A 26,346-nucleotide genomic window follows, 5' to 3' on the forward strand; every position below is an offset into this window, starting at 1 on the left:
GAAGCAATCTAGCTACTGCAGCTCTAATGAGGAGGATAGAGGCAGAGTCGTTCGTCCCTGAACGACATCTAAGTAATAACTCTAGAAAAAGCTCAATTTTAGCCCGTTTGGACTTTTATAAACCAGAGGCGTAGCGTCGTGTATTGAGAGAAGAGGTTTCACCATTCTCAACTAAAATTTGCATCAAATATTTCCCATAGCCACTTTTCATTAAAGGTTGAACTTGCGCTTCTAGCTCTTCTGCAGTGATAAACCCTTTACGATATGCAACTTCTTCTGGGCAGGCTATTTTTTGCCCCTGGCGACGTTCGATTGTTTGAACAAAGTGAGCCGCATCTAACAAATTATCGTGCGTACCAGTATCCAACCAAGCACTGCCGCGTCCAAGACGTTCCACGTCTAATTGATTTTGGGTAAGATATACTTTATTAATATCTGTGATTTCCAATTCACCACGCGCACTCGGCTTCACTTCTCGAGCGATGTCACAAACTTGATTATCATAAAAATAAAGGCCAGTGACAGCGTGATTAGACTTAGGCTTTTCGGGTTTTTCCTCTAAACTAATAGCCCTACCATCATCATCGAACTCAACAACACCATATGCTCGCGGGTCTGCCACACGATAACCAAATACTGTAGCTCCCGTCTCTCTCGCATCAGCTTGTTGCAAAATTTGACTGAAGCTGTGCGAATAAAAAATATTATCACCTAGTACAAGGGCGCTGTTGTAATTACCTACATGTTCGCGCCCAATCAAAAATGCTTGAGCTAGGCCATCGGGAGATGGTTGCACTGCATAAGAAATATTAATCCCCCATTGTGCGCCATCCTCGAGCAGACGCTGGTATAAAGATTGCTCCTCTGGTGTCGTAATGATTAGGATGTCTCTAATACCAGCCAACATCAATGTCGTCAAAGGATAATATATCATCGGCTTATCATAAACAGCCATTAACTGTTTGCTCACCCCTTTTGTCAAAGGATACAAACGAGTTCCTGACCCTCCGGCCAGTATTATCCCCTTGCGTTCAGAAGCCCCTTTAGCAACCATCGCCCCTTACCCCCAATTTCCCATTCCGCTATTGACTTTATTTAATATGTCTCAGAAGTTCCTGGACATTAAGACTTCCATGAAGGTGAATCCAACCACTGAACCCCAAAAGCTCTATTGAGCCCTTTGAGGCGTGGATGATTACATAGATGCCCCAAAAACGATATCACAAGCGCCTTACAGCTCATCACAGCCATAAAACTACATTTAAGAACATACGGTAAAACTACTATTCTTTATTAACTCTGCAAAATAAAAGCCAATATGAACACGAAAAATACATTAGATGTACCAGTTAAAATGATAGTACCGCAGCTGTGCCTACCGCAATGCGATATAGTATCTCTGTGATGTCTTTTGTTACTTGTAGCTCGCTAGATTGGATCTTTGGCATTACCATAATTTCATCACCTGGTCTCAGGCGATCTCCTAAGCGATTATCAAAATCACGGTCCTCAATGCGATTAATAGTTCCATCTAAGTGTAAAATTACTAATTCTTGCTCATTTGCGTTATTGGCAAAGCCACCTGCAAGCTCTATATAATCATCCAAAGTGTGCTTTTTATTGTAAACCAATGATGTAGGGAAAATAACTTCTCCCACTATTGATACAGTCGAGGATTTCAATGGAACGACTAGCTCATCACCATCCTCCAGTAACATTTGAGCTGCATTTGGATTATTAGCAATCACCACTTGGCCTTTAGGTTCTGCCTTCCGCGCTTGCTCAATAAAGTTTTGAATCATCAGTGCACTGTCTTTCTGTGCAGTTTTTTCCAAGTCGGTATTAGGCTGACGCGTAAGAACTTCCATTTGCAACGCATCAAGTGAACGGTCTAATGCCGCACGCTGCCTTTCAGCCACACTCATTCGGTATAACTGGATAGATTCCCTATCTGCGTTATCTCGGAAGCTAAGCTGCTCTAACAGAACTTCCAGCGTTGCACCGTAAGGTAAAATATAAGTTGCAGGGCCATTTAATTCACCCGAAACACGAATGGAAATGGACTTTACATCGTTATCTCTAACCAGTTCAACCTCTGCACCTGGGTACAAACGCTGTGTAAGGGCTTTATCAAGAGGGAGATAATTAGCCTGCTGAATACCATCGATAGCCTGTGTGATTCGAGCAAAGTTCGCCTGAGGGTCTGGCTTACTAATGAGAAGCATTTCGCCAAGCTGCGTATAAGGCCCAATAAACTCCATCTGTGCAGCCCGCTGAACCGCTCCCTCCACAGTTACAGCTCCCCTTTTAGCTCCAACCACGATAACATCTCCGTTGCGCAACTGAAGTGCCGGCATAGTCCCTTCGACCAAAAAGTTATAGAGATTGATTGACTCTATCGGTTCTCCTTGACGCAACACTTTGATGTCAACAAAGCTACCACTTTTTGCATCAATCCCTCCTGCACTATCAAGATAATACAAGATCGAGTCAGAGCTGAAACCATTGTACAGTCCGGGGCTAGCTACATACCCAGTAACAAATACTTTTACCGGCTGACTGGCCTCAAGATTAGCGTAAGCCTGAACATTATTTTTAAATACCCGCTTGACATGACGCAGAACGAAAGTGTTTAACTCTCCGTTTTTTACTCCAGCCACATGAACAGGGCCAACCTCAGGAATAAATATATTTCCTTTAGGGTCTACAGTAAGCGAGGCACTGAAACTATATGCTCCCCATAGCTGTAAATTTATTTGATCACCAATTGTAATTCGATAATCAGGGTTGAAACCGCTAAAAGGCTGATCTTTAAATCCCCCCTTGAACAGCGTCTGTCCAAAAACTGGCACATTATTTTGATGCGACTCTAAAGAAGCGGGCTCGTCGATTAATTGAGTTTCCAATGCTATAGCTTGCCCGCATCCCAACGAAGCAAGTAGAGCAAACCCAGATCCGATTTTCTTAACTTTTCCTGTAATCATTTGTGCTAATCTTTTTCGAATAAATTTATCGATGAATTTAGGGAACCCCCAACGTTCTCTCTGCTTTACATCCTATGTTCACGGATAGTAACAACCAGCATTTTTCCTATCCCCCATAGCATCAGCAAAATAATTGCGATGCTTGTCAAATTGTAGAGTTTATGTGGATACTCAGCTTCCTCAGCTAACGATGGCTTCGTCACAACCAATAAATGCTTTAACTTACCTGAAGCCTCCATTCGTGCGGCCTCTAACGCCTTAAGAGAAGTGGCATATGCATCAGTAGCAAACTGCAAATCGAGTTCTAAATTTTGGAAATGAGCACTAAGAGAATTAAGTTTTTGTTCTCCCTCCTCCTCCCCAATCCCCACCAAACGGACCTTCTCTAGCTCTATCTGATTCTCAAGGGCATCTATATCCGCTTGCATAGACACAATTTGTGAAGAATCTGCATTTAGGTATGTCTTTGCTGCCGTAAGCTGGGCACGTTGCTCAGCTAGTCGTGATTCTAAACCTTGGATAATAGTACTAATTCCCTTGGTCAGTTCCTCTGGACTTACCACCTTATGGCTGTTCTGAAAGTCAAGAATTAGCTGCTTAGTAGTCCGTAATTTTCCCTGAGCCAAATCAACTTCACTTTTCACAAAAGCGACTTGTTTATCGGCCAATTGATTACTAATTGCATTGACAAAATCTTCGGACTTTTGAATAACAGTCTCACTTAACAGTTTTGCAAAAGTCGGGTCAAATGCCTGTATTTCGATTGTAATAATCCCTGTGGTCTCATCATGACCAATGCCTATATGCTCACGATAATATTCCAAGTACTCTTCCTGAGTTGCATCAGAGGACAGCCGTGAAAAGAAATCGTAACGAGTACTTTTGTAATACTCTGAAAGTCCTAAATTATTATCCAAGTACAGCGCCATATCTAACGAGTGGATATAGTTGACCACTAAGAAAGCATCCTGAGTATCAGCGCCCATGCCAGGAATTAGCAAACCTAGTGCGGGGGATGTTGCCTGAGACGATGTACTATCCTTCACTATCAACTGCGCTCTACTAACATAGCGCTCAGAAACCCAGAACAAATAGTACACAACAAGTAAAAGTAGAGGCAAAAATACAAACAAAGCCCATCCATTGAACCTAGAAAAATAATTAGAAGCCTTGCTCACCACGTCAATCAGAGCTTTTTTCCTTGATGGATTCTGCACTTGTGCTTCAACTAGCTGGTCTTTAACTTCCATAATTAACTCTTATGCATCTCAATGGCTGTTGTTTTTTCTGGAGCTCTTAGTTTTTTCCCCTGATACAACTCAATAGCTTGATCAACCGTATCAAGAATCCTTAATCCATTCGGGTCCAGATATATCCCTACATCACAATTCTTCCGAAGAAGTGCCATAGCATGTGCCACAATAATAAAAGATGAATTCTTCCTTTTTTCGGCTATAACCTCTTCGCACTTTCTTTTGAAGTGTGCATCGCCAACCGACATCACCTCATCAACCAAGTAAATATCGAAGTCGATAGCGATGCTTAAGCCAAACCCGAGTCGTGAACGCATTCCGGATGAGTAATTACCTACAGGGACATCGAAATAATTTCCGATTTCAGCAAAGTCTTGCACCTTATCCATTACTTTGCGCTGTGCACTTCCCCAGATACCGTGTATGCCGCAAACAAAAGCAACATTTTCACGGCCAGTCATACTTCCTTGAAAACCACCGGCCAACCCCATCGGCCATGAGATCCTTTGATTGGTAAGCACCCTTCCCGAGTCGGGATAATCAATACCACCCATTATGCGTAGTAAAGTTGACTTGCCGGCTCCATTTCGACCAAGAATACCTATGTTCTTTCCTTCAGGGAAAGATGCATTCACGTTCTCAAAAAGTACTTTTCGTCCATGAGGCGTGCGGTACGACTTAGTTAAGCGCTCTAATCTAATCATTGACTTCTCATTAAATCACGCCAATTTGCCCGATAGCAAAGCAAACCAAAAAATAGCACCGAAACAGAAGTAACTCCTAGGTACATCAGACTTCCAGAGTATCCACTGAAGTTACTAAATAACGCCTCACGATTTAACTCAATTACATGCAACAAAGGGTTCCACACCAAGTAAACATGATATTCCTTTGGAACCTGTTCAAGGGAGAAGAAAACCCCAGACATAAAATAGAGAGGCCGTATTAACATAGGGATTACCTTCGCCGCTTCTGGAAACCGCTCACCCAAAACACATAGCGCCAAGCTAAGACCTAAACAAAAAAAGAAAAACAGCAGGTTAATTGCCGTGAAAAGTACAAAATTATTAAACGGGGTGGACACTCCACCCCATGCAAATACAGCCATGAGTGTGACAAGAGTTGCCAGATAAATAACAAACTCCAACAACACACGACTTAGAACTGCATCAAACGGCCTCAGCTGCCGATAGTTGAATAACCCTCGATTTGATTTCACTGCCGCTAACCCCTTCTGCACGCAGTGATTAAAGAAAAGAAAAGGGGCAATTCCCGCAAGCATGAATAGCGGGGTAGGCACCCCAGGATAAAATTCATCTCTTAGAAAGCTGAAAACGGCCACCAACACTATGATATGGAGTGATGGCTCCAGCAGCATCCAAGCATACCCGAGTCGCCACTTGCCAAAACGAGTTTTCATCTCGCGCACCAGTAGCGCATAAATCACATCTCGTTGAATTTTCCAGGTTGAGCGTTGGGTAAAAAACTCCATAAAGATCTACTATTTTGCAAAGTGTGAACCAGTTCGCAACGGAACCAAAGGTAGGTTTGGGATAATCGAATAGAAAAAGTAACCCTGTAGGTGGCTCTTAAGTACAACCCCTAACACTTCATATTAAAAAGTTAAGCTTACCCTTCATTAACAATAAATTAGATTACTGTCAACATCACCCCTTCACAAGAATAAGTGCAATATCTTATAGCAGCGCTCAACTAAGGCAATCACGCGCCATTACGCTAACATTGCCGGCCATCTCGCATAACTAATCTTCAACACTTCTTTACTAAAACGGGCAGGCGTCAAATGATAAAGCTCTGCGCACCAACCCTTAAGCTCCTGCGGCCATCCATAAGTTGTAATTCCCTAGGCTAAGGCCTGCCCCTTATACTAGCACCCAAAATCTGCAATGCGACTCGCTTAACCCAAACCCTCCATGCTAATGACGAAAAAATCCGCTCGTTGAGCGGATTTTGGCCACCTGATCTAATGGTGTATGTAAGTGGGCCACAGAGTTTTTGTAGCAATTCAGCTACAATGGAACCATTGGAAAATGGGCAACCTACTGAATTCTAAACAAAAATTTACTCCCTGAGCAAGTTTTATTCTCTACAACCTTGCTTTGCTGTGGGAGCTACTACCCTCAGACTTGGGATTCTGCTCTGTCCTGCAAAAACACGATCTAACGCTTTTAACGGCTGATCAAAATACAACCAGAGCACCTCTCCCAGCCACCTATAAAGACATTAACCATGTTAGCATCAACCAGCCTGAGGTATTTCTGCCATAAAAAGTTGACTGTGCGACAATCTATTCATCTTAACTTTAAAGAAGTAGCATCGCTGGAGATTTGCAATTCCTTCATATATAAGTCATCTTTCATAATCAAGCTTCAGGAGAAGCCGGAAATAACGAGCTTTTACCTGCCATGATTTTTAAATATCCACCAAACCAGTCATGCCGTTAACTCTCCCATATTGCCCTGCTTAAAAATCTAAGGTAAGCCTTATAGGGGCACATTTACCTTCTAATAGATAAGTGATATTTATCATGTCTGTAAAATAATAGTCAGGTTCTTGCCTGCTTCCAAAAATATCAAAAATATTTTAAACTTAGGGCAGCGCTAGAGGGAGTCTCTTATATATCTCCTGACTTAAAATTTAAGTTCTATAACTACTACGCTCATAGAATCTGAAAAACTCAAACGCTCAAATCATGCAACGTACGAAATAATTTTTACTATCAACAAGCGACCAAATATAAATAGCTTGGTTTCAGGTATTAAGTGCAATCCTTTTATACCGCAAGCAGATCAGCTTGCAGCCCTATAAATAACTCATTCGGTGACCTTCCACCTCGACTCGCTCTTGGTCTACTATTCAGGCGATCCATTACAAATTGAACCTGCTCGTCTGTTACCTTATTAAAATCGGTACCCTTTGGGAATGAGGCCGTTAGTATTTTCATTGATCCCTCTCTCCCAAGATGAATATGGGTGAGTAAAATAAATATGAGCTTCTAAGCCTTCTGCAATTGTTTCATGACCAGCAAACTCAAGACCATTACCGAAGGTAATTGTTTTGATTTTTTCTTTGAAGTTCACCATGTGACTAACCGCTGCTTCAGCCAATAAGCCTGATCGTTTACCTGTTAATCTGACAATAACAGTAAATAGCGCTTGCGTTCAACCATGGTCAGCAAAGCTCCACCACGCCCCTTGCCTATAACGGTATCACCTTCCCAGTCACCTATCCGATTTATCCGATCAACAACCGCTGGTCGTTCATCTATGCTCACTCTGTTTTTGATCTTTCCGCGTCGATCATACTTACCGTAGCGCTTACGATAGGGCTTTGATGCAATCCTAAGATGCTTGTATAAGTCTCCACCATTTGCCTGATCTAAATAAATGAGTTGGTAAATCGTCTCATGATGTAACGATACACCTGTATGTCTCTTTAAATAGCTTGCAGTCTGCTGAGGACTTAATTCTTTCCGAGTAGGATGACTATTTGTTGCCACACTCCATCAGTCACTTCTGTGCCTTATACGCTTGCCTGCGTCTAAGCTCCGAAAGCTTATGCGCTTACCCTGGGCGATATCCTCGCAAACCTGTATTGCGTCGTAGCTCTCGGCTGATCGTTGCGGGGTGCCTCTCTAACAATTTTGCTATTGCTCTTTGAGAGTGTCCGGATTTTTTAAACTGTAAATCTGGTATCGTTCGTTCTCGCTCAATTGGTAGTAGCTCATCAGTGCCTTTCTCTTGGTCGGGAGAGGTGCCGACTCTACCAGCTGAGCCCTCCCTTACCAATTGCACTTATTATCCGAAACCAAGTTACATTACATTTGTTCCAAAAATAATAAAGCTCCTCTTTTACGCCTCCTGGCTGGGCGATGGTATCGCATTCCTCCGCTATGGGGTCGCTGAATTCAGCGATAGCGCTTAAAACTACAATAGGAGCCCCAAAAACCTCTGAATCATTATCTTTCAGACGATGTACAAATACTTCGGTATCACCTAGAGCAAATAATTTAGGATATCCCTTGTTAAGAGCTTCTATGTCAGACATACCTATACTTTTTGAAGTGCTATCGTTTTCGCAAACACCAAAAAATAAGATGAAGAAAGAAATAACAATAAATTTAAAAACGTTGTTTAGCATCATGATTCAGGTATTACATTTAACAGTTTATTAAAGAGCCAGTGGCTCACTATCCGTGAGGCCACTATTTCTGAAGTAGACCTTTAAGCTATGTAAAAAAGCCTTTATTTACAGTAGGTAAAAAATTTTGACCAAATAATAACCAGAAATAGTCAGCCATCGGCTCAAATCGCCTGGTTTCATCTCTCGCTCTTGAACACATTTTACCCGCAATTACATCAATAAGTTAGGGGGGAACTTTCTGCAGATGTAAGCCATGGCTCTATAATTCGGGGCTTCGCACCGGCGGTACGCCCATTCCAGTACTGAAAGCAACGACTAGTATCACCCACTCAGAATTGCCATAGCCGCAATCGAGCTATGCACAATAAGTCGTCCGACAGTATCATAATACCATCAGACACCGGATCGGAAGCCTCCCCCCTTAAAGTAGACGCCACCTTATATTCATCTGGGCTTTTGAACCCAAGTGAACCATGTCTTCTTTTAAAATTATAGTGCTTATCAAGATACCAAGATAAGTTAGTTCTTAGCTCCTCAACGGATTCAAAATTAAACCCTTTGAAACTCTCAGTTTTCAGTGTTTGAAAAAATGATTCTACATACACATTATCATTCATAAATCCTGGACGGTTCATGCTCGGCTCAATACCCAGTTCCTTGAGTCGGTTTTGGTATGCATGAGCACCGTACTCAGAACCTCTGTCGCTGTGAAATATTGGATCTGATTCTATATTTCTGCGACGGACAGCTTTATTTAGCGCTGACAGTGTTAGCTCAACAGTTCGAGTGTCCGACAGCTCCCAACCCAACACTTTCCGGGAGTAAAGATCAATAATCACAGCTAAATATTGCCATTGCCCATTGATTTTCATATAGGTTACATCACCAGCCCATTGAGAGTCTGGTTTACTCGGCATATCATGCTCTCTTTGTAAATTTTCAACCTAAATGCAAGGATTTCCAGGCAAAGGGCGTCGGCGATAGATCCTTCCGGCTTTCCCCACGATTCCAGCCTCTCTCATAAGGTGTTCAACGCGCTTGTGATTTATTCGTTCACCATTAGCTTTCAGCTCTGCGCTAATTCTTGGGCTTCCATAATTACCATCATGCTGCGCATAGATAGCTTCGATACATCCAAGAATTCGCCTATTTTCTATGTCTCGAGTGCTCTCATCACGGTTGAGCCACTTATAAAACCCTTGGGGTGAAAAATTCAAGTATCTACATAAGTACCTGACACCAAAGTCTGATCGATTACGAGCTATGAACGAGAATCTTTCAGCTTTGGATCTTTCAGGTACATTTCCCACTTTTTTAGGAAATCATTCTCCTTTTGCAATTTCTCAACCTGCTTTTTTAGACGTCTTATCTCTTTATCATCAGTTTGAGACTGAGTTTTCGTTGTCTTTGTCATACTTATTCTACGACTGGGCTTCTCGACCAGCTTGCCTTCTCTACTTTCCTGTCGCCATCTAAACACCATTACTGGATGCAAACCAATAACGTTGGCGATAGTCGTCGTATCTACTTTCAGTTGATTAGTGAGAGCTACCACTCTAACTTAAAACTCTGTTGAATATTCAACAACCCGCTCTTCACTCAGTATTTTCGGCATTTTTTCCTACCTTATTCAAAAGGTAGGCGTCTACTCAATGGGGGAAGGTTTCCGCGCGCCGCGCTGAGTTTAATAAATTCTTTAATTACCTAATGGCTGAAGGCTTGAGCAAACTGGAAAGCAACCCCTTCACCACAGCCGACGATCGCCCGCGCCTGCTGGAAAAGGGAAAGCCCATTAAAAAGCGCCAACGCTTAACCCTGGAAGCTTACTGGACCATCTATGACAAGGCCGGGGAATTAGGCTATGAAGCGCTTCAGGTCGCTATGGGTATCAGTATGCTAACTACCATGCGTCGCGCCGATATCTGCGAACTGAACTTTGAGAAACACCTGCAAGGTGACAATCTACGCAAAACGATTAATAAATCTGAAGCGCAACGGGACAGCCTTGCCGCCAGCCACTTAAATTTTAATTTAAAAACCCACCAACAACTTGGCAAACTTATAAACCGCGCGAGAGAACTCAGCCTAAGGAATTATCGCTGCCCCTATTTACTAAGCCATACACCTAAGCAACGGAGAACGGGAAAAATCAAAGAGCATGTTTGCCAGGTAATCCCCGACCGATTGAGCGATATGTTCACCGAAGTTCTCAACGCTACCGGTCTCTATATCGGATTAACCAAAGATCAAACCCCACCCAGCTTCCACGAAGTACGCAGTCTGGCTTCAGACCGGTTTAAGCGTATGGGGTATGATGTGGAATCAGTGCAGCAGTTAATGGCGCATACTGATGAGCGGGTCACGCAGGCGTATCAAGCTAGGCATGGCATCGATTACGAAGAAATTGCTATTTACCTAGATGAGCAGGCAATCGGTCGAGAGTTTTAAAAAAGGGCTAGGAAAGCCCTTTTAATAATTTCGTTACTAACTCAGCCCTAGGTATCAACCCAAGTTAGTAGGAGCAGAGCGAACTTACTCACCTTCTACGGTTAGAAGCTCAGCACTGCCATCAACAACAGTAATCATCTGGTTATTACTACAAGGATAGAGATTTATCCCATTGGAAAAACTAGAGAGGATATGCTCAGCGGCATCCTTAAAGGGTTGATTCCCGTAGTGAGGTAACGGGTAGAAATCCACAAGGTTCAACCCCTCATAAGACTCTAAACCCTTTACAACATCGGCATTGTCCATCTCCTGGATATACGCAATATTCGGTGAAAGTATGACAGAACCTGCCGACTCACCAATATACGTTTTACCGGATTTTACCTGTTCTAGTAGGATTTTATCCGCCCCACTTCGCCTGAGTTCTTGAAGCAGAAAAAACGTATTGCCGCCAGTCACATAAATGTATTCATTATTCTTAAGTTTGCTTTCAATTTCACTGATTGAGGCTGTGGATACATCCAAGTTATCCACAGTAAGGCCCAGCCTTTCGAAGGCCCGCCTTGCATCATCAACGTAAAAATCAATTTCTTCGGGAATACTTGCAGTTGGGATAAATGTAACCGCTTTCCCTTCAAGACCTCTCTCATAGCCTCCAATTACATCAGCAACCTCAGCGAGATATGAGGTCAAGAACAGTTTGGTCATGTGTTTTAATCCCTTAACGTATAAATCGAATCAACTGCCTAATATTGAAAGCACGCACTCTCTAAGGAAAAAGCTAAGAAGCTCGTTACAAAGCCACAGGATTATCATACAGTCATTGGAGATGACAAAATTGACCTATATCTACATCATTAAAAACACAAAGGCAGAATGAAAAAAAAGGCCATCTTAGCTTTTAACTAAAAGCTCAAATTGAATAACGGCACATACAGGCATGGCTGATGAACCAGGGGGGGTAGTTAAGTTGATATGAAAAGCAACCTGGATGGGCAAGAGCTTTCAAGGTAGAAATTTCAGACGAAAAAAAAAGGGCCTTAAGGCCCTTTTTTCATTCTTGCGAGTTTTTGTTCACCGGATAAGAGGCCGTGAACCTCTTCTCGCAACCCCTTGAAGTACAAGGGAAATTTGGTGGAGCTAAGCGGGATCGAACCGCTGACCTCAACACTGCCAGTGTTGCGCTCTCCCAGCTGAGCTATAGCCCCAAATTTTGTTGCTTGACGTTTCCGTCGAAAGCGGGGCGCATTTTAGCAAGGTTTAGACGCCTGTCAACAGAAAAAATAACTTTTTAATCAATTAGTTAGCTGCTGACACCACAGGCCCCCGGAGGCTGCCGCTTCCAGGGGCTCGCCAACGCGGATCAGCCTTACTTGAGTCCAGCGTACTCTTTTTCCCAGCGCTTCAACACTTTCTTCCCGGCACCACCCAATACGTCGATCGCCTGGCGCAGGCGGGCGCGGCTGAGGTCGGGGCCCAGGAGCACCATGGCTTCCATCACGGAGAAGGACGCAGTGGTGCCGCTGATGGCGACAAACAGCGGGGCATTAAAGTCTTTCAGCTTGATTTCCATAGCCGTGGACAGGGCTTTCACTGCCTGGAAGATACTGTCCTTGTCCCAAGCGCGCAGGGCTTCCAAGCGCCACAGGGCAAATTGAAGCAGCTTCTTCTGGTCATCCAGAGGCAGCTTGTTACCGCTGAAGCTGTCTTCGGTCAGGGGCAATTTGCCAGAGGCGAGGAAGCTAACCAGCGGTGCAAAGTCACCGAAGGTTTCCATGCGCTCTTTCGCCTGGGGCAGAACCTTAAGCAGGTTGTCCCGGTTAAACATCCACTCGGTGAGGCGATCGGCGAGTTGCTCGTTTTCCAGTTCGCGAATCCACAGGCCGTTCAACCAGGACAGTTTCTCTACATCGAATACCGGGCCGCCCAAGGAGACACGTTGAATATCGAAATGCTCCAGCATCTCTTCGAGGGAGAACTTCTCGCGCTCATCCGGCATGGACCAACCCATACGGCCGAGGTAGTTAAGCAGTGCTTCAGGCATAAAGCCGGCGCGCTGGTAATACAGAATAGAGGTGGGGTTCTTACGCTTGGAAAGCTTGGTCTTGTCCGGGTTGCGCAACAGCGGCAGGTGGCAGAGCACCGGCATTCCCCAACCGAAGTATTCGTACAGCAGTTTGTGCTTGGGTGCGGAGTTGATCCACTCCTCACCGCGAAGAACATGGGTGATCTCCATCAGGTGATCATCCACCACGTTCGCCAAGTGGTAAGTGGGCATACCATCGGACTTGAGCAGAATTTGTGCGTCTACTTGGGCCCAGTCGATTTCAATAGTACCGCGCAGCAGGTCCTCAATTACACATGAGCCCTCTTCGGGCACGTTCATACGCACCACATAAGGTGCTCCGGCAGCGCGTCGCTTTTCCACTTCCTCTTCAGGGAGCGCCAAGTCGCTGGGCTTCAGTGCGATGCGACCTGCTTCACGCAGTTCTTCGCGGAGCTGCTCCAGCTCTTCCGCAGTGCGATAGCAGTGGAAGGCATGCCCTTTTTGTACCAGCTCATCGCAGTAAGTTTTGTAGATATCCCCGCGCTCACTTTGGCGATAGGGGCCGTGGGGGCCACCAACGTCCGGTCCTTCCTGCCAGTCCAGCCCGAGCCAACGCAGGCTGTCGAGAATGGCTTTCTCCGATTCCGGGGTACTGCGCTGTTGGTCGGTGTCTTCAATACGCAATACAAACTGGCCGCCTTGAGCGCGGGCAAAGCACTGGTTGAAGAGGGCAATATAGGCTGTACCAACGTGGGGATCACCGGTTGGAGACGGTGCGATTCGGGTTCTTACGGTCATGATAAACCTGATTGATAAATGGAGGACTCGTTAAACCGCAGGATTATAGCGCTGGCCAGCCTCTTGGCACAGGCGGGGTTTTCTCCTCAATAAGAATATTTACGCGCCATAACTTCATTATTGTGAGCTAATGACGTGACATACATCACGAAAAAAGTATTATTGCGGCCATAAAGAAGGAATGGCTTGACTAACGTATTACCCCAAATTTTGCAGGGGTTTCCGCGAGCAGCTTCTCTCTAAGAACGATAAATTAATCGCTCAGGATGGCATACCATGCAAAAAAATGTAGTTCGCACACTGTTTTCTGCTATTGCAGCAGGTACCCTTTTCAGCATTTCTGCCGCTTCAATGGCCGCTACTGATAGTGCAAACAGTGATATCACTCTCTCTTTCACACCCACTATTGAGATCACTCGTGTAGACAACCTCACGATTACCGATCCCACTTTGGGTACCGATGCCGTAGGCACCGAAGATTTCTGTGTGGGAGGCCTCGGGTTCTCCACCTACAGCATCACTTTCGACAGTAATGATTCAGTAAATGATACTGAGTTCACCCTCACTGACGGCACCAACAATGTCCCTTACAGTGTTGGTTTTGATAACAGCACCTCCGGTACTTTTACTACTGTTACCGAGGGCGATGCGCTGACAGGCCAAACCCGGAATATTGCTTCCTGTGGCTCCAATGATAACGCGCGCTTCCAAATCACTGTGGCCAACAGCGATTGGGAAACTGCAACTGTGCTAAATGGCACCACCTATACCGATACCCTGCTGATCACTGTCGCCTCCGAGTAACAGTAAAGAGTGGCTGGCCCTGCCAGCCATAGCTCAATATGGCAGGACGTCATCTGGGGCGCCTTGCGCTGGCTTTGTGTCTGGTGCAAGCCTCTTGCCCCGATGCCCTTGCAGCGACCGCAGCGACTTTCCTACTGGAAACCTCTGCTCCTGAAGGGTTTGATGATCTCACCGAACCCCAGCAACTCGTGGTGGATCTCTACTACGGCGGCCGGGAAATTGGTGCTGCGCAAGTCACAATAGATCCGCGCTTTGTTCGCTTTGACTCCCCATTTGAGGTACTCGAACTGTTGCCCGAGGTTCGCGATACCGAGCGAATTCTCTCCATCCTCGAACGACCGCAAACAAGAAACAGTCACCATGTATGCCGCTCAAACCGGCAGATTGGCTGCGGCTACTTAATGCCCTCGGAGTTTGCCGTTATTTACGATGAGCAGCTCTACCGGCTGGATCTTTTTTTCTCACAAGATCTGTTACCGCAACAAGCGGCAATCAATGATCCCTATTTGCCGGAAGCGAGTTCTGACTTCTCTGTCGTACAAAACCTGAGCGGTTCCTGGAGTGGAGTTGAAAGTGATTGGGGCCCGGACAGCTATAGCGCTGCATTAAATGGCAACACCATAGTGAGCTTCGGTGAGAGCGCTCTGCATTCACAATGGTCTGTGGCCTCAGAGCAGGGCAGCCGTATCCATAATCTGTATTGGAGCCGGGATTTTCGGGGGCAAGCCTATTCGGCCGGTCTTTTACAACCCCAGGGGGGCTTTGGCTATTTCCGGCCTCAGGAAGCGATCTATGGCGTAGAGCTACGCACTTCCCAGCGCACCCGAACCGATATCAGTTATCAACAGGGAGCGCCGGTTGAAATTAATATGCCGGTGCGCGGTAGAGTCGAGGTATATCGGGATGAACGACTTATCCACACCGAACTACTGGAGGCCGGCAACCGCCTGTTAAATACCTCTACCCTACCCCACGGCGCCTACGACATTGAGGTGCGCACCTACGATGAAGCGGGGCGGGTATTGAGCCGGCATATCGAATTCTTTGCCAAGGATTCTCTACTGCCTGCCCCCGGTGAGTGGTTTTGGAGCTTACAGGCAGGTTTGCCCACCCGCAGTTTTTGGGACGACACTCTGCCGGACCACTACGACGATGGAATTATTACTGCCTCTGTCGCACGCCGTTTAACGACCGGATTAGGTCTTTTTGTTTCTGGCGCCGCAGCCGAGGAGCAGCAATTATTGGAAGTCGGCGGTCGCTGGATTGGCGAAGGCGTTGAAGTCTCCCCAAGCTTGGTGACGTCCGGTGATGGGCGCAGCGGATACCGATTACAGGCATTACTTAAACTGCCCTACGGGACTTTTAGTGCAGTAAAAACCGAGCTGGATGCCAATACAGCGCCGTTCAATAACGATAAATATACATTGCTGCCGGGCAGCTATTCCCAAACAAGTCTGAGTCTGCGCACAGCAGTATTGGGCGGACAGCTATCCCTAAGATTCAGCGAGCGGGACCAAAACCAACTCCCCGGCAGCATCGACAATGGCGATTCACTGAGCAGTGCCCAGAAGTTAAAAACCCTGGAGTTCCGCCACCCCTTTTTTAAAAGCACCCATTGGCTCGGCAACGCCACTCTGTCCCACAGTGATGCAGACGGCGAGCAATACACCAGTCTGGAATTCCAGTTCCGAATGCGCTCCAAACACTGGCAACACACCGCTAATCTCTATAGCGACAACAGTGAACAAAGCACTAGCAGCGAGCGATTTGCACTGCAAAGCCGCTGGTACGACCGGGATTTATGGGCGGCTGAATTTGAGCAGCAGCTTTCTGTGGAGGCATCCCCAGAAGCCAATTACCTGGAGGCCCGTACGCATTTAGCGGGACATCACGGATACTTGAATACTGCAGTTGGTCTTTATGATGATGATGAAGGCCGTGCGATCAACTACCTCGGAGGATTCAGCACCAACCTGATTGCCACAAAAAATTCCCTCAATTGGGGCGGTGAGCAAAATCTCCAGAGCGCGGTTATCGTAAATATCGAAGGCAGTGAAGATAAAGATTTTGAAGTTTTGGTTAATGGCAGCCGCCGTGGATACGCCAAAGGCGGCACAACGTCAGTGATTAATTTACCGGCTTATCACAGTTACAACCTTTCCCTCCGGCCCCTGGAAGAGGGCTTTTTCGATTACAGGGAAACCTCCGAAACCATTACCCTGTATCCGGGCAATGTGGGCGCCAGCAGTTACCAGATACTGCCACAAATCCTGGTACTGGGCCGATTGACCAGCCTTGGCCAGGGACTGGCAAATACAGAAATAATCATTGGCGAACACTCAGCGCAAACTGACCAATATGGCGTTTTCCAAATGGAATTCCACGGTGAACATAGCACCATCCTAAATACAGAAGTTCGCTGGGGAAATTGTAAAGCCTCAATCGAAGCCGCTTCATCGGGCGATAGCTGGCTCAACCTGGGAACCATAGAAGAGTCAGAGGCCAACTGCCAGACTGGGCAAATAGCAGAGGTAAGCCGTGTCCGTAATTAAGAAGCTGCACAAACTTGGCCTGGCCTCTGCACTGTTGATTCCGCTATTTAATATACCAGTACAAGCCCAGGTAAATTGCTCTAGCAATAACGATTTGCGAGTTTGTGGCCTGGAAGATTCACACACTATTGATTACGAATCAGAACCTAAAGAAATTCAGTTCACTACCCGAAGCCTGCTGGGAAGCTGGACCCTGCGCTACGATGTAGAAGTGAGTCCGCTCAGTGGATCTACTTTCGCACTATTTGCGGACAGTGGTGAACAGCTGGATATTGATATTTCATTTCGAGCCAATAACGGCACCACGGAAACACTCAGCCCAGGAACTCAGTCCGCTACTTTTGCTGGCACCAGTGACGATGCAGATACTTATTTAGTGATCGAGCTGGACAGCAGCCAAATACCCTCTTCCAGCCGCTACTCCGCCAGCTTTGAGATGACACTGAATAATTATTTTATTATTTGGACTGCCGGCACCGAAACAGTTCAGTTTGACATTGTGCTGGACGTAGAGCCAAACATCGCCATTCGCAATCTGGGTGATATTGACCTCAGCAACAGTGGCACCCTGTTTGGACAGGCCATTGAGGGCAGTGAGGACTTTTGTGTTGGCGGTATAGGATTTAGCGGTTACACAGTAAACCTGTCCAGCGCCAATGGCAGCACCGGGGGATCAGGCAGTAGTGCCTATGAATTGGGGGGAAACAGTGAACAAATCCCCTACAGCGTAGCCTTCTCAGACAATCTGGCTGCAACTTCAGGCATTTCCCCGGATAGCCTGGGCGATATCTCCGGCAGCTTTAGCCGAACTTCGGATGAAAACTGCCTTTCTGATAATGCGCGAATTTATATTTCTATTGCGCCCTCAGACTGGGAAAACGCGGGCGAACCTCTCTACACCGATGTACTCACAGTAACGGTGAGCAGCCAGTGAGCTAAATACAAAATAATCCTTTAATCCGCCCAGCCTGCTATAGACAAGCAACCAATTCTAATTAGCCACTAAGAGGAAAACGAACCCGCTCACTCTGCTGTCCTCGCAGTAAAACTTCCAGCTCGCCGCCAACAGGTTTACCCATTACTTCGATACTGGTGCCAGCGTATAACCGACCGGTGGCCTCAAGTTTTTCACACTTCTCTTCAGTCACACAATGACGAACTTCCACGACTTCTACATTAATATTGCCACTATTCGTGAGTCGGTAATTATCCCCTTCAGCCACTAGATCAATTTTATAAGCTCCACCTTTTGGCTGCACAAATACCAACGCCTGATAAGCCACAAGGATTTTTAGTGCCGTTCTGTCACTCTTGATATCACCTACAACCGGTTTAAAAGTCACCCGGTAGACTTTTTCCTCTTCAAGATCTCTATCTAAGGCCATTAAGCGAAAGCGCTTTCTCTCTCCGGGGGCCAAGACAGCTCTTGCGGGGCTGACAAGGAGTTTAAATTCATCGGGATTTATGACCCTGACTCGACTCTCATTATCATGGCCGGGGTTATCCACACGGAATATTTCAGTTTGGATATATAGCGTCTCATTATCTGGATTGCTGACGAGAACATCATCCCGGGCGCTGGGAGTATCTTCCAGGTAAAGGACAATTTTATCCACAGACATAGCTGCCATTACTGGCTGGACGACAAAGAGTAGCAGTGAAAGCAGTACTTTTTTCATAAAGAGCAGGTAGTCTTAGAACTTCTTATAGTAAGCGCAATATCGGGCTGTTTTATCCACAAGTCAAATCGGAACCTAATGAGCCTCCCTTAAATCAATATCACCAGCCCCGCTAGTAAATAAGAGGCAATACTGATTTGCCCTACACCGCCTGAAAAGTAAAACACTGCCAACGTAATAGGTCATCCTGACGGGACATACCGCTAGCTCACTCAGTGGCGCTCTATCCATATGGGCAGTATGCAATCGATTCAGCATCATCACTATGTAAAAACCCCAGCCCTCCATTGATAGCCCTCTGGTCCCATATTTCCTCCCCGTGAACCTTGCAACAGCGGTGGCACCGTCTATTTTTCCTGTATGACCCGGCTCCAGCCAGGGTCCGGTTCATCTCTGGGCAAAGGCCAAATTACGCCCAATTCCAGACGACAATAACACCCGCTTTTCGGACCAGATTCACATGTTAATTGCTCATCGCGGCGACAAGACCCGCCAACCAGAGAATACGATTGCCGCTTTCGAGGCGGCCCATAATCTGGGGGCCTGCGCTATTCAGTGCGATATCCGCTTCAGCGCCGACGGCATCCCCTGGTGCTTCCACGAGGATAGCCTGCACATCCCCGGCAATGACCAGTCCCAGGTCTTCCACTCCCTTAGGGACTCACAGTTACACCACCAGTCGATCAATCGCTTTATCGAGCTGGTAGACTGGGCCAGCTGCCATCGCCACCTGGATTGGTTTATCGGTATCTCACCTGCCAATATCGCCGCCACTGGATTTGTCACCGCCGTTAAAAAGTTAATGGAGCTGATGCGCAGTGAGAATGAGTCATTCGCTCTACTCACCGCAGACTGCCGCAGCCTCAGAGCCGCCCGCAATATGGGCTGGCATCGGGTTGCCCTTGAGATCAATAGTGTCTCCCGGTGCCTATCTGCCGACATTGTTACTTTGGCGCCAGAATATCTACTAATTCGCGACAGCCAGGTTGAATGTGACGAATTGCCCCCAGGCCCCTGGCAATGGGTTGTTTATGAAATCAACTCGACAGAAGAGGCAGTACTCTGGCGCAAGCGCGGTGCTCACCATATTCTCACCGGCAACTTGCCGCTGCTGATGCGCTCCCGGGAAGCGAGTGATGTCTACGGATTTTGATGTCCTGGTAGTCGGCGCAGGTATACAGGGAGCGGGAGCCGCTGAGGTCCTGGCCACAAATCACTATTCCGTAGTGATACTTGAACAGCTGGGTATCGCCGCCGCCACTTCCTCTCGCTCCTCCAAACTCATTCACGGCGGCTTGCGTTACCTGGAGAGCGGCCAGTTCCGTTTGGTCTACGAGTGCCTGCGGGAGAGAAAGTGGCTACTGGACAACAAGCCTGAACTCGTGAGAATGGTCCCTTTTTATATCCCTATCTACCAGCACAGCAAAAGACCGGCCTGGCTGGTCCGCTTGGGGTTGAGCCTCTACAGCCTGTTGTCGGGAATAAACAACAGCGATTCCCGCTTTCGAAAAGTCCCTAAATCCCAATGGGACAGCTTGCCGGGCCTGAATCGGGAAGGCCTGAAGGCTGTATTTCGCTACTACGATGCACAAACCGACGATGCCGCTTTAACCCGTGACGTTGTAGCTTCGGCAGTCGCTCAAGGGGCTCAAATAATTTGCCCTGGCAGTTTGGTAGGCGCAGAAGTCACCCGCGACCATGTCCGGATTGATTATGTAGCTAACGGCAAGCTCAACACCCTGCGCACCCGTGCATTGGTCAATTGCAGTGGCCCCTGGGTAGCCAATACCAATGCTCGCTGTACGCCCCCAGTAGATATTCCACCTATCGACTTGGTTGCAGGCACCCATATCTTGTTGCCTCTATCACTAGGCGACAAAATCTACTACGTCGAAGCTGATGACGGACGCGCAATTTTTGTAATGCCCTGGCAAGACAAAACCCTGGTAGGGACCACAGAGAGGCCCTATTTCGGCGATCCTCGCGACGTAACACCGACTCTCGAGGAAGAGAGCTATCTCTTACAGGCCGTACAGAAATATTTTGCGCAAGCCCGAGGGTTGAATGGAGAGGACATTTGCGAGAGCTACGCGGGGCTGCGAGTACTTCCTGAAATGGAGAAGAGCCCCTTCGCGCGATCCCGGGAATCCATTATTTGCTGCGATGACGATAAGAAGCCACGGATGTTGGCCGTAGCAGGCGGCAAATTGACCAGCTACCGCGCTACTGCCCGCAAGATACTGAAAAAACTGGAGCCCACCCTCCAGGCTGGTCGATCGATTGCCACAAAAAATACCCCGACCAAAACAGAAGATAGTTCCTCCGAAAGAGAGCGAAATATTTAAATACATTTTGAATGTGCAGTTTAATTTTCCAATCTCAAGTCACTTTAATATCAACCCAAAATAGTCATCTGACAAATAAATTATCTCTTCACCTTTTTACCGTAAATATGCCCAACCAAATAGAAAGCGAACGGTATAATCAAATAGCTAATAATCGGTACTATAATCGCCACAGCAGCAATTACTTGTAACAATTTATGATCTGGCAAAATTAGGGCTAAGCTGTCGGGAATAAAATAAACCAAAGGAATCAGGGATAAAAAAGTAATTAATGTAGCAAAATGCTTATTGTGATGAACCATAGATATACTCCCGCCCCTCCCGTAAAATGGGATGGGCTTTGAATTACTTTTGGTTTGCTGCAGTAAGGTAGCTGCTATATACCCATCGATAGGTCGTGTGTTGAGCTAATATGCCCCCAAGTTCCGTGCCGTGATCACTTCGCCAATCATCCATCATCTCAGCCAACACGGATGACCAAGTAGCAACTTTAACGCCCGCCTGCGTCATACGATGCATAGCAGCTTGTGTCACTGTACTATTCCAAGTACCAGAAGCATCCACTACGGCATATACATCATACCCTTCGGCTACAGCAGAGATAGCGGGAAACATCAAGCAGACATCCGTAACGATGCCAGCCATAATTATTTTTTTACGCCCGGTTGCCTCAATAGCTCGCTTAAACTCCGGACTTTTCCATGCGTTTATCTCACCTTCACGCTCAATTATTTCACTGCCCAAGATGTTTGTTATCTCTGGCATAATAGGACCATTAGGGCCTTCAGGCATACTCGCGGTAACAACAGTGGGTAAACCTACTGCTTTCGCAAGATTTGCCAATCCCTTTATGTTCTCCGTCATCAGATGCGGATCCAGATCCCGACAACTCACCAATAGTCCCGTTTGATGATCAATTAATGCCAACACAGAATTGTCTTTAGTTAAGGTCTCTGAAAACTTATTCACGGTACTACCTACCTATTTAGTATTTTAACTTTCTAATAACAATTGCACTTGTATTAACATCTGCAATTAACTTACCACTATAACTCCTAATTAAATCTCCATCCTTCACGTTTTCTTTTTGCCCAGATTCAGAAAAGACTCCCCACCCTTTAGTTAGGTAAACCAGAGTTTCACCACTAAATGAAATTTGCTCAGCTGCATTTAAATTGGCGATCTCGATAATCGTACTGTTATCAAAGGTCACTGTTTGATCATCGCGGCCCCCATAAACCCGGGTGACCTTATTTTGGCTGGGCATGTAATACTTGTAGCCTGCGGCTTGACCAGAGACAGTTGGTAAGACCCATAGCTGGATCATTCGATTTTTTTTGCTATCCGGGTTCACCTCGTTGTGTGTAAACCCCTGGCCTCCAGCTCGCTGGACTTGCACTCCTCCTTTATCTAAACCTTTGCCATGCTCTAAAGAGCCCTCATGTTGTATTCGTCCATCCACCATGACCGAAATCACATCTATCTCACGGTGGGGGTGCGTGCCTGTTTCGCCTTTCGGATTGAAGCGGGCATCGGCCAGATATACAAAATTATCGAGCCCTTCAGAGGTATGTGGATGTTTGTGCGGACCGAATACCTGGCTATCCGTTACCAACCTGTGCTCGGTAAGCCCAGCAAAACCGCCAAGCGGTAGTGAGTCACGTTTGAGGATTTTCATGATGTGCCTCCAAAATATGTAAGCGATGGAGGTATCTTAGGTACAACTTATTGTTTGATATATACCAAAATCAGAATATGACTATCTCACTTTCAACAACAATAGATTTCTATGAGCCAAGATCTCAAAGATATGATGGTGCTTTTAGCCGTAGTGGAAACAGGTAGCTTTATCCAAGCTGCAAATCGCCAGGCTATACCAAAAGCCAACTTAAGTAAGAAAATCACCCACCTGGAGGGTCAGCTATCAGTCAGGCTCTCAAACCTTAAAGGAAGTAGGTAGGAAGTATTTAAATCACTGTCTGCGTATTGAAGAAGAGATGATACTGACCGAAGGGGAAGTGTCTGAAATCCTGCAGGTTCATTACCGACCCAGCTCACCTTAAAAGATGAAACTCCTACGAAAATTAAAGGTTAGGAGAATCATCGAAAGTTATTTAATTAGCGTCCTGGTAAGATCCTTCCCATAATTTCGCAGTATGAAATAGGTGCTCGAGAAAATATAAGTCTAAGTTTTTCGGATGACTTCTAAATTATTAATCAAGGCACTGTTGCCAATCTATTACAAAGTTAGAGCATGGAAAGAAAGGTCATTTATACACCACACCCATAAAATAGAATCAAGATTACTTAAATCTGTGCGTTTATTGGGGCTCTACCTGAGATATTTAAACAAAGAAAACTATGTGATATCTGGCCGCAAGAATAGCGGACGAAAAAATGTTATTTCTAAGCAATTAAACTTCTGCCTTTCCACTACGGAAAGCTAAGTTAAAAAAGAAGCTGCTTTTTAATAGAGCCATACAAGGTCCATGCTCTCAATAAACTGCTGGCAAGATAATACTTTGACCTTACCCCAGTTACTCACCACTTATGCAAGCCTAGTAGCGCTAAGTATTCACCAAAAGAGGCCTCGGTTCTGGAGCTTCACGACCAGCCCAGCAAGCATACGTTGTCCAGCGGGACAGCTGTCAGCCCCATGCAACCGGCACAACTGTTGGGCACAATAAATGCTCAAGAGGTCAAAATACCCTCATCCACATACATTTCCACATGGGGTCTACGTTTTACATCCCATATAATGGCGGGCTATTCTGTTTTTATTAGTCTGTTACACCGTAGTTTATGTCCGATTTTAGCCCCCATCGCTTTTGTACCGCTCCGCTGCTTGATTGGAGTGACCGCCATTGCCGCTATATGTGGCGTCTATTGAGCAAGCATGCACGCCTGTATTCGGAAATGGTGACCACCGGGGCAATACTGCATGGTGACCAACAGCGACATTTGCAATTTGATGCAGCTGAGCAACCTGTCGCCCTGCAGTTGGGGGGCAGTGACCCTCAAGAACTGGCTGAATGCGCCCGTGTCGCCGAGGAATGGGGCTATAGCGAAATCAACCTTAACTGTGGCTGCCCCAGTGACCGAGTCCAGTCCGGGCGTTTTGGTGCCTGCCTTATGGCGGAACCGGATGTGGTAGCCGCAGGACTCACTGCCATGCGGGAAGCGGTATCTATTCCGGTTACCGTCAAGCACCGTATCGGCATCGACGATATGGAAGACTACCCAGGCCTGACCCGCTTCGTGGAGGCCCAGGCCAATGCCGGTGTGGATACCTTTATCGTCCATGCGCGCAAAGCGTGGCTTAAAGGGCTAAGCCCCAAGGAAAACCGCGAAATTCCTCCGCTCAATTACGACATGGTTTACCAGTTGAAGAAAGATTACCCCCAACTGCAAATTGTTATTAACGGGGGGATCAATTCAATTGAGGAATGCCAGCAACATTTAAGCCACGTGGATGGTGTTATGCTGGGGCGCGCGGCTTACCAAACCCCGACAATCCTGGCCCAGGTGGACAGCAAATTATTTGGCGGTGAGACCGGCCCGAATGCCATCCAGGTGGTAGAGCAGATGCTGCCCTATATCGAGCAGGAAATGCAGCGCGGACAGCGCTTGAATCATATCACCCGGCATATGCTCGGGTTATTCCAGGGGCTTCCTGGTGCTCGGCGCTTCCGCCGACATTTGAGCGAAAATGCCCACAAGCCGGGGGCGGGTCCCGAGGTGCTTGAACAGGCACTGGCCCAGGTCACCCAAGCCGCTTAGACCGCTTTCAATATGTAGACCAGTGAATAATTAAGGGAGGAACCATGAACAAGTTGGAGCAACTCAAACAGCGCAGCCAGGTTGTAGCAGATACGGGAGACATTGAAGCGATTCGCCGATATTGTCCTCAAGATGCAACAACCAATCCCTCCCTACTGTTTAAGGCCGCCCAGCTCCCTCAGTACGACAACCATATCGCCGAGGCACTTCAGTGGGCCGAAAGCCACCAGGGTGGCTCGAACGCGGAAAATATTGCACGCCTGGCCGCCATCAAACTGGCTGTCAGCATCGGCACGGAAATCTTGCAGTTGGTGCCCGGGGTGGTATCCACCGAGGTCGATGCTCGCCTCTCCTTTGATACCCGCGCTACTATTGATTACGCACGCCACCTGATCGCCCTCTATGAACGCGCAGGTATTGCCAAAGAGCGGGTATTGATCAAGATCGCGTCGACATGGGAAGGCATTGCTGCCGCATCAGTACTGGAGCGCGAGGGAATCCACTGCAACCTGACCTTGTTGTTCAGTCAATCCCAGGCGATTGCCTGTGCCGAAGCCGGGGTAACTCTGATCTCCCCCTTCGTCGGTCGAATCCTCGACTGGCATATCGCCAACAGCGGCCGCGAGTCATTCCCTGCGGAAGAGGACCCGGGCGTAATCTCGGTGCGCAATATCTATGAGTACTACAAGTCCCGAGACTACAAAACCATTGTGATGGGCGCCAGCTTCCGCAATACCGGGGAGATCGAGGCCCTGGCTGGTTGCGATCGACTGACAATCAGCCCTCAGCTATTACAGGCCCTGGAGGACAGTGAGGCACCTCTCGCTGCTGGCCTGCCACCGGTATCCGCAACCAAATCCCGGCCGACACAGGATCTGGCTGAAGCCGAATACCGCTTTCAATTGAATAGCGATGCCATGGCCACTGAAAAGCTTGCCGATGGCATCCGGAACTTCGTGAAGGATCAGGAACGTTTAGAGCTATTGTTACAGAACCGAGTAAAGGGACAGCAGGAAATTCATGCTGCAACAAATCCGTAAACTGTTTGAGCAGATAGGAAATAGCGTTGATGTTGAAGCACGTGACGAAAAAGACGTGCGGATGATCAGCGCTGCGCTGTTAGTCGAGGTCGCCACTGTCGATCAAAAGCTCGATGAGTGTGAGCGTGAAACGCTCACACAACTCCTATGCCAGCACTACTCTCTCGACCAGACTAGTGCCACAGAAATAGTCAGTGAAGCTATTGGCCAACGGGACAGAGCCACATCCCTGTTCGAGTTCACCCAGGCGGTGAATGAACAGTTCAGCGAGAGAGATAAATACCTGCTGATTTTGCAGATGTGGCAGGTAGCTTTTTCAGATGATGTTATCGAGGCTTTCGAGGAGCACCTGATTCGCAGGGTGGCAGAGCTAATTTATCTGCCACACGGACTCTTCACCAAGGCACGCGCCGAAGCGAGGGATATGAAGCGTTGCTAAGAAAGGGAGATTT

Annotated in this window: 24 protein-coding genes, 1 tRNA gene and 2 pseudogenes; 10 read left to right on the top strand and 17 right to left on the bottom strand. The window is 46.9% G+C overall.

Annotated elements, in window-relative coordinates; genetic code table 11:
* Positions 1 to 115 precede the first annotated feature (115 nt).
* From rfbA to ACJJIN_RS13710, 10 genes and pseudogenes are all read right to left on the bottom strand, one after another.
* A complete protein-coding gene (rfbA, locus tag ACJJIN_RS13665; RefSeq protein WP_444895088.1) occupies positions 116 to 1,054 on the bottom strand; it encodes a glucose-1-phosphate thymidylyltransferase RfbA in 939 nt (312 codons plus the stop codon).
* A 295-nt stretch (positions 1,055 to 1,349) separates the two neighbouring features.
* Positions 1,350 to 2,984 carry a polysaccharide biosynthesis/export family protein gene (locus ACJJIN_RS13670; protein WP_444895089.1) on the bottom strand — a complete coding sequence of 545 codons (1,635 nt, stop codon included), beginning with the start codon at positions 2,982 to 2,984 and terminating at the stop codon, positions 1,350 to 1,352.
* Between the two features lie 65 nt (positions 2,985 to 3,049).
* The gene (locus ACJJIN_RS13675) at positions 3,050 to 4,234 is read right to left on the bottom strand and encodes a KpsE/RkpR family capsule polysaccharide export protein (protein WP_444895090.1); all 1,185 of its coding nucleotides are present in this window, start codon (positions 4,232 to 4,234) and stop codon (positions 3,050 to 3,052) included.
* A gap of 2 nt (positions 4,235 to 4,236) precedes the next feature.
* Positions 4,237 to 4,941, bottom strand: a complete 705-nt coding sequence (locus tag ACJJIN_RS13680; protein WP_444895091.1) for an ABC transporter ATP-binding protein — start codon at positions 4,939 to 4,941, stop codon at positions 4,237 to 4,239.
* Positions 4,938 to 5,729 carry an ABC transporter permease gene (locus ACJJIN_RS13685; RefSeq protein WP_444895092.1) on the bottom strand — a complete coding sequence of 264 codons (792 nt, stop codon included), beginning with the start codon at positions 5,727 to 5,729 and terminating at the stop codon, positions 4,938 to 4,940. The genes ACJJIN_RS13680 and ACJJIN_RS13685 overlap by 4 nt, the downstream gene beginning before the upstream one ends.
* Before the next feature lie 1,302 nt (positions 5,730 to 7,031).
* Positions 7,032 to 7,985, bottom strand: a pseudogene (locus ACJJIN_RS13690) (IS30 family transposase).
* Positions 7,986 to 8,020: 35 nt separating this feature from the next.
* Entirely contained in the window at positions 8,021 to 8,401 is a 381-nt protein-coding gene (locus ACJJIN_RS13695; protein ID WP_444895093.1) for a hypothetical protein, read from the bottom strand.
* A 329-nt stretch (positions 8,402 to 8,730) separates the two neighbouring features.
* A pseudogene (locus ACJJIN_RS13700) lies at positions 8,731 to 9,327 on the bottom strand (IS3 family transposase); the annotation flags it as partial.
* Positions 9,328 to 9,345: 18 nt separating this feature from the next.
* Complete coding sequence (locus tag ACJJIN_RS13705; protein ID WP_444895094.1) at positions 9,346 to 9,711, bottom strand: IS3 family transposase; 366 nt, start codon at positions 9,709 to 9,711, stop codon at positions 9,346 to 9,348.
* On the bottom strand, positions 9,663 to 9,956 hold the full coding sequence (locus ACJJIN_RS13710; RefSeq protein ID WP_444898285.1) for a hypothetical protein: 294 nt from the start codon (positions 9,954 to 9,956) through the stop codon (positions 9,663 to 9,665). Before ACJJIN_RS13710 ends, ACJJIN_RS13705 begins: the two co-directional genes overlap by 49 nt.
* Before the next feature lie 164 nt (positions 9,957 to 10,120).
* Here ACJJIN_RS13710 and ACJJIN_RS13715 point away from each other — a divergent pair, with 164 nt between their 5' ends.
* A complete protein-coding gene (locus ACJJIN_RS13715) occupies positions 10,121 to 10,849 on the top strand; it encodes a tyrosine-type recombinase/integrase (protein WP_444895095.1) in 729 nt (242 codons plus the stop codon).
* Positions 10,850 to 10,933: 84 nt separating this feature from the next.
* Here ACJJIN_RS13715 and ACJJIN_RS13720 read toward each other — a convergent pair whose 3' ends face one another.
* The 3 genes from ACJJIN_RS13720 to gltX all read right to left on the bottom strand — a co-directional run bounded on the left by ACJJIN_RS13720 (position 10,934) and on the right by gltX (position 13,694).
* Positions 10,934 to 11,557, bottom strand: coding sequence for a Type 1 glutamine amidotransferase-like domain-containing protein (locus ACJJIN_RS13720; protein WP_444895096.1), 624 nt, complete (start codon positions 11,555 to 11,557; stop codon positions 10,934 to 10,936).
* Between the two features lie 424 nt (positions 11,558 to 11,981).
* Positions 11,982 to 12,057 (bottom strand) — tRNA-Ala (locus ACJJIN_RS13725).
* Between the two features lie 161 nt (positions 12,058 to 12,218).
* Positions 12,219 to 13,694, bottom strand: a complete 1,476-nt coding sequence (gltX, locus tag ACJJIN_RS13730) for a glutamate--tRNA ligase (RefSeq protein ID WP_444895097.1) — start codon at positions 13,692 to 13,694, stop codon at positions 12,219 to 12,221.
* A gap of 276 nt (positions 13,695 to 13,970) precedes the next feature.
* Between gltX and ACJJIN_RS13735 the strand changes: the two genes are divergently transcribed.
* The 3 genes from ACJJIN_RS13735 to ACJJIN_RS13745 are packed head-to-tail and all read left to right on the top strand — an operon-like array spanning position 13,971 to position 17,984.
* Positions 13,971 to 14,498, top strand: coding sequence for a hypothetical protein (locus ACJJIN_RS13735; protein WP_444895098.1), 528 nt, complete (start codon positions 13,971 to 13,973; stop codon positions 14,496 to 14,498).
* A gap of 38 nt (positions 14,499 to 14,536) precedes the next feature.
* A complete protein-coding gene (locus ACJJIN_RS13740) occupies positions 14,537 to 17,050 on the top strand; it encodes a TcfC E-set like domain-containing protein (RefSeq protein WP_444895099.1) in 2,514 nt (837 codons plus the stop codon).
* The gene (locus tag ACJJIN_RS13745) at positions 17,037 to 17,984 is read left to right on the top strand and encodes a hypothetical protein (protein WP_444895100.1); all 948 of its coding nucleotides are present in this window, start codon (positions 17,037 to 17,039) and stop codon (positions 17,982 to 17,984) included. The genes ACJJIN_RS13740 and ACJJIN_RS13745 overlap by 14 nt, the downstream gene beginning before the upstream one ends.
* 61 nt (positions 17,985 to 18,045) lie before the next feature.
* Here the strand turns inward: ACJJIN_RS13745 and ACJJIN_RS13750 are convergent, their stop codons facing one another.
* Positions 18,046 to 18,729 carry a fimbrial biogenesis chaperone gene (locus ACJJIN_RS13750; protein WP_444895101.1) on the bottom strand — a complete coding sequence of 228 codons (684 nt, stop codon included), beginning with the start codon at positions 18,727 to 18,729 and terminating at the stop codon, positions 18,046 to 18,048.
* Positions 18,730 to 19,189: 460 nt separating this feature from the next.
* On the opposite strand from ACJJIN_RS13750, the gene ACJJIN_RS13755 reads away from it, so the two are divergent.
* Entirely contained in the window at positions 19,190 to 19,882 is a 693-nt protein-coding gene (locus tag ACJJIN_RS13755) for a glycerophosphodiester phosphodiesterase family protein (RefSeq protein WP_444895102.1), read from the top strand.
* Positions 19,866 to 21,074 (top strand): glycerol-3-phosphate dehydrogenase/oxidase, encoded by a 1,209-nt coding sequence (locus tag ACJJIN_RS13760; RefSeq protein ID WP_444895103.1) that lies wholly within the window; start codon positions 19,866 to 19,868, stop codon positions 21,072 to 21,074. The genes ACJJIN_RS13755 and ACJJIN_RS13760 overlap by 17 nt, the downstream gene beginning before the upstream one ends.
* Positions 21,075 to 21,154: 80 nt before the next feature.
* Here the strand turns inward: ACJJIN_RS13760 and ACJJIN_RS13765 are convergent, their stop codons facing one another.
* The 3 genes from ACJJIN_RS13765 to ACJJIN_RS13775 are packed head-to-tail and all read right to left on the bottom strand — an operon-like array spanning position 21,155 to position 22,752.
* On the bottom strand, positions 21,155 to 21,376 hold the full coding sequence (locus ACJJIN_RS13765; protein WP_444895104.1) for a hypothetical protein: 222 nt from the start codon (positions 21,374 to 21,376) through the stop codon (positions 21,155 to 21,157).
* 43 nt (positions 21,377 to 21,419) lie between these two features.
* Entirely contained in the window at positions 21,420 to 22,043 is a 624-nt protein-coding gene (locus tag ACJJIN_RS13770) for an isochorismatase family protein (protein WP_444895105.1), read from the bottom strand.
* A gap of 16 nt (positions 22,044 to 22,059) precedes the next feature.
* Entirely contained in the window at positions 22,060 to 22,752 is a 693-nt protein-coding gene (locus ACJJIN_RS13775) for a pirin family protein (protein WP_444895106.1), read from the bottom strand.
* A 111-nt stretch (positions 22,753 to 22,863) separates the two neighbouring features.
* On the opposite strand from ACJJIN_RS13775, the gene ACJJIN_RS13780 reads away from it, so the two are divergent.
* The 4 genes from ACJJIN_RS13780 to ACJJIN_RS13795 all read left to right on the top strand — a co-directional run bounded on the left by ACJJIN_RS13780 (position 22,864) and on the right by ACJJIN_RS13795 (position 26,333).
* Positions 22,864 to 23,034, top strand: a complete 171-nt coding sequence (locus ACJJIN_RS13780) for a LysR family transcriptional regulator (RefSeq protein WP_444895107.1) — start codon at positions 22,864 to 22,866, stop codon at positions 23,032 to 23,034.
* Positions 23,035 to 23,876: 842 nt separating this feature from the next.
* On the top strand, positions 23,877 to 24,854 hold the full coding sequence (gene dusA, locus ACJJIN_RS13785) for a tRNA dihydrouridine(20/20a) synthase DusA (protein ID WP_444895108.1): 978 nt from the start codon (positions 23,877 to 23,879) through the stop codon (positions 24,852 to 24,854).
* Positions 24,855 to 24,898: 44 nt separating this feature from the next.
* Positions 24,899 to 25,894 carry a transaldolase gene (tal, locus tag ACJJIN_RS13790; RefSeq protein ID WP_444895109.1) on the top strand — a complete coding sequence of 332 codons (996 nt, stop codon included), beginning with the start codon at positions 24,899 to 24,901 and terminating at the stop codon, positions 25,892 to 25,894.
* Positions 25,875 to 26,333, top strand: a complete 459-nt coding sequence (locus tag ACJJIN_RS13795) for a tellurite resistance TerB family protein (protein WP_282934160.1) — start codon at positions 25,875 to 25,877, stop codon at positions 26,331 to 26,333. Before tal ends, ACJJIN_RS13795 begins: the two co-directional genes overlap by 20 nt.
* The last annotated feature ends 13 nt before the right edge of the window (positions 26,334 to 26,346 follow it).

The sequence above is a fragment of the Microbulbifer maximicatervae (SeqCode) genome (assembly GCF_052467505.1).

Bases quoted from the DNA above. Each gene is read 5' to 3' on its own strand.
- dusA (WP_444895108.1), top strand. From the start codon at position 23,877: ATGTCCGATTTTAGCCCCCATCGCTTTTGTACCGCTCCGCTGCTTGAT.
- ACJJIN_RS13670 (WP_444895089.1), bottom strand. From the start codon at position 2,984: ATGATTACAGGAAAAGTTAAGAAAATCGGATCTGGGTTTGCTCTACTT.
- ACJJIN_RS13795 (WP_282934160.1), top strand. From the start codon at position 25,875: ATGCTGCAACAAATCCGTAAACTGTTTGAGCAGATAGGAAATAGCGTT.
- ACJJIN_RS13675 (WP_444895090.1), bottom strand. From the start codon at position 4,234: ATGGAAGTTAAAGACCAGCTAGTTGAAGCACAAGTGCAGAATCCATCA.
- ACJJIN_RS13765 (WP_444895104.1), bottom strand. From the start codon at position 21,376: ATGGTTCATCACAATAAGCATTTTGCTACATTAATTACTTTTTTATCC.
- ACJJIN_RS13760 (WP_444895103.1), top strand. From the start codon at position 19,866: ATGTCTACGGATTTTGATGTCCTGGTAGTCGGCGCAGGTATACAGGGA.
- rfbA (WP_444895088.1), bottom strand. From the start codon at position 1,054: ATGGTTGCTAAAGGGGCTTCTGAACGCAAGGGGATAATACTGGCCGGA.
- ACJJIN_RS13680 (WP_444895091.1), bottom strand. From the start codon at position 4,941: ATGATTAGATTAGAGCGCTTAACTAAGTCGTACCGCACGCCTCATGGA.
- ACJJIN_RS13685 (WP_444895092.1), bottom strand. From the start codon at position 5,729: ATGGAGTTTTTTACCCAACGCTCAACCTGGAAAATTCAACGAGATGTG.
- ACJJIN_RS13780 (WP_444895107.1), top strand. From the start codon at position 22,864: ATGAGCCAAGATCTCAAAGATATGATGGTGCTTTTAGCCGTAGTGGAA.
- ACJJIN_RS13740 (WP_444895099.1), top strand. From the start codon at position 14,537: ATGGCAGGACGTCATCTGGGGCGCCTTGCGCTGGCTTTGTGTCTGGTG.
- ACJJIN_RS13775 (WP_444895106.1), bottom strand. From the start codon at position 22,752: ATGAAAATCCTCAAACGTGACTCACTACCGCTTGGCGGTTTTGCTGGG.
- ACJJIN_RS13695 (WP_444895093.1), bottom strand. From the start codon at position 8,401: ATGATGCTAAACAACGTTTTTAAATTTATTGTTATTTCTTTCTTCATC.
- ACJJIN_RS13720 (WP_444895096.1), bottom strand. From the start codon at position 11,557: ATGACCAAACTGTTCTTGACCTCATATCTCGCTGAGGTTGCTGATGTA.
- tal (WP_444895109.1), top strand. From the start codon at position 24,899: ATGAACAAGTTGGAGCAACTCAAACAGCGCAGCCAGGTTGTAGCAGAT.
- ACJJIN_RS13735 (WP_444895098.1), top strand. From the start codon at position 13,971: ATGCAAAAAAATGTAGTTCGCACACTGTTTTCTGCTATTGCAGCAGGT.
- ACJJIN_RS13750 (WP_444895101.1), bottom strand. From the start codon at position 18,729: ATGAAAAAAGTACTGCTTTCACTGCTACTCTTTGTCGTCCAGCCAGTA.
- gltX (WP_444895097.1), bottom strand. From the start codon at position 13,694: ATGACCGTAAGAACCCGAATCGCACCGTCTCCAACCGGTGATCCCCAC.
- ACJJIN_RS13755 (WP_444895102.1), top strand. From the start codon at position 19,190: ATGTTAATTGCTCATCGCGGCGACAAGACCCGCCAACCAGAGAATACG.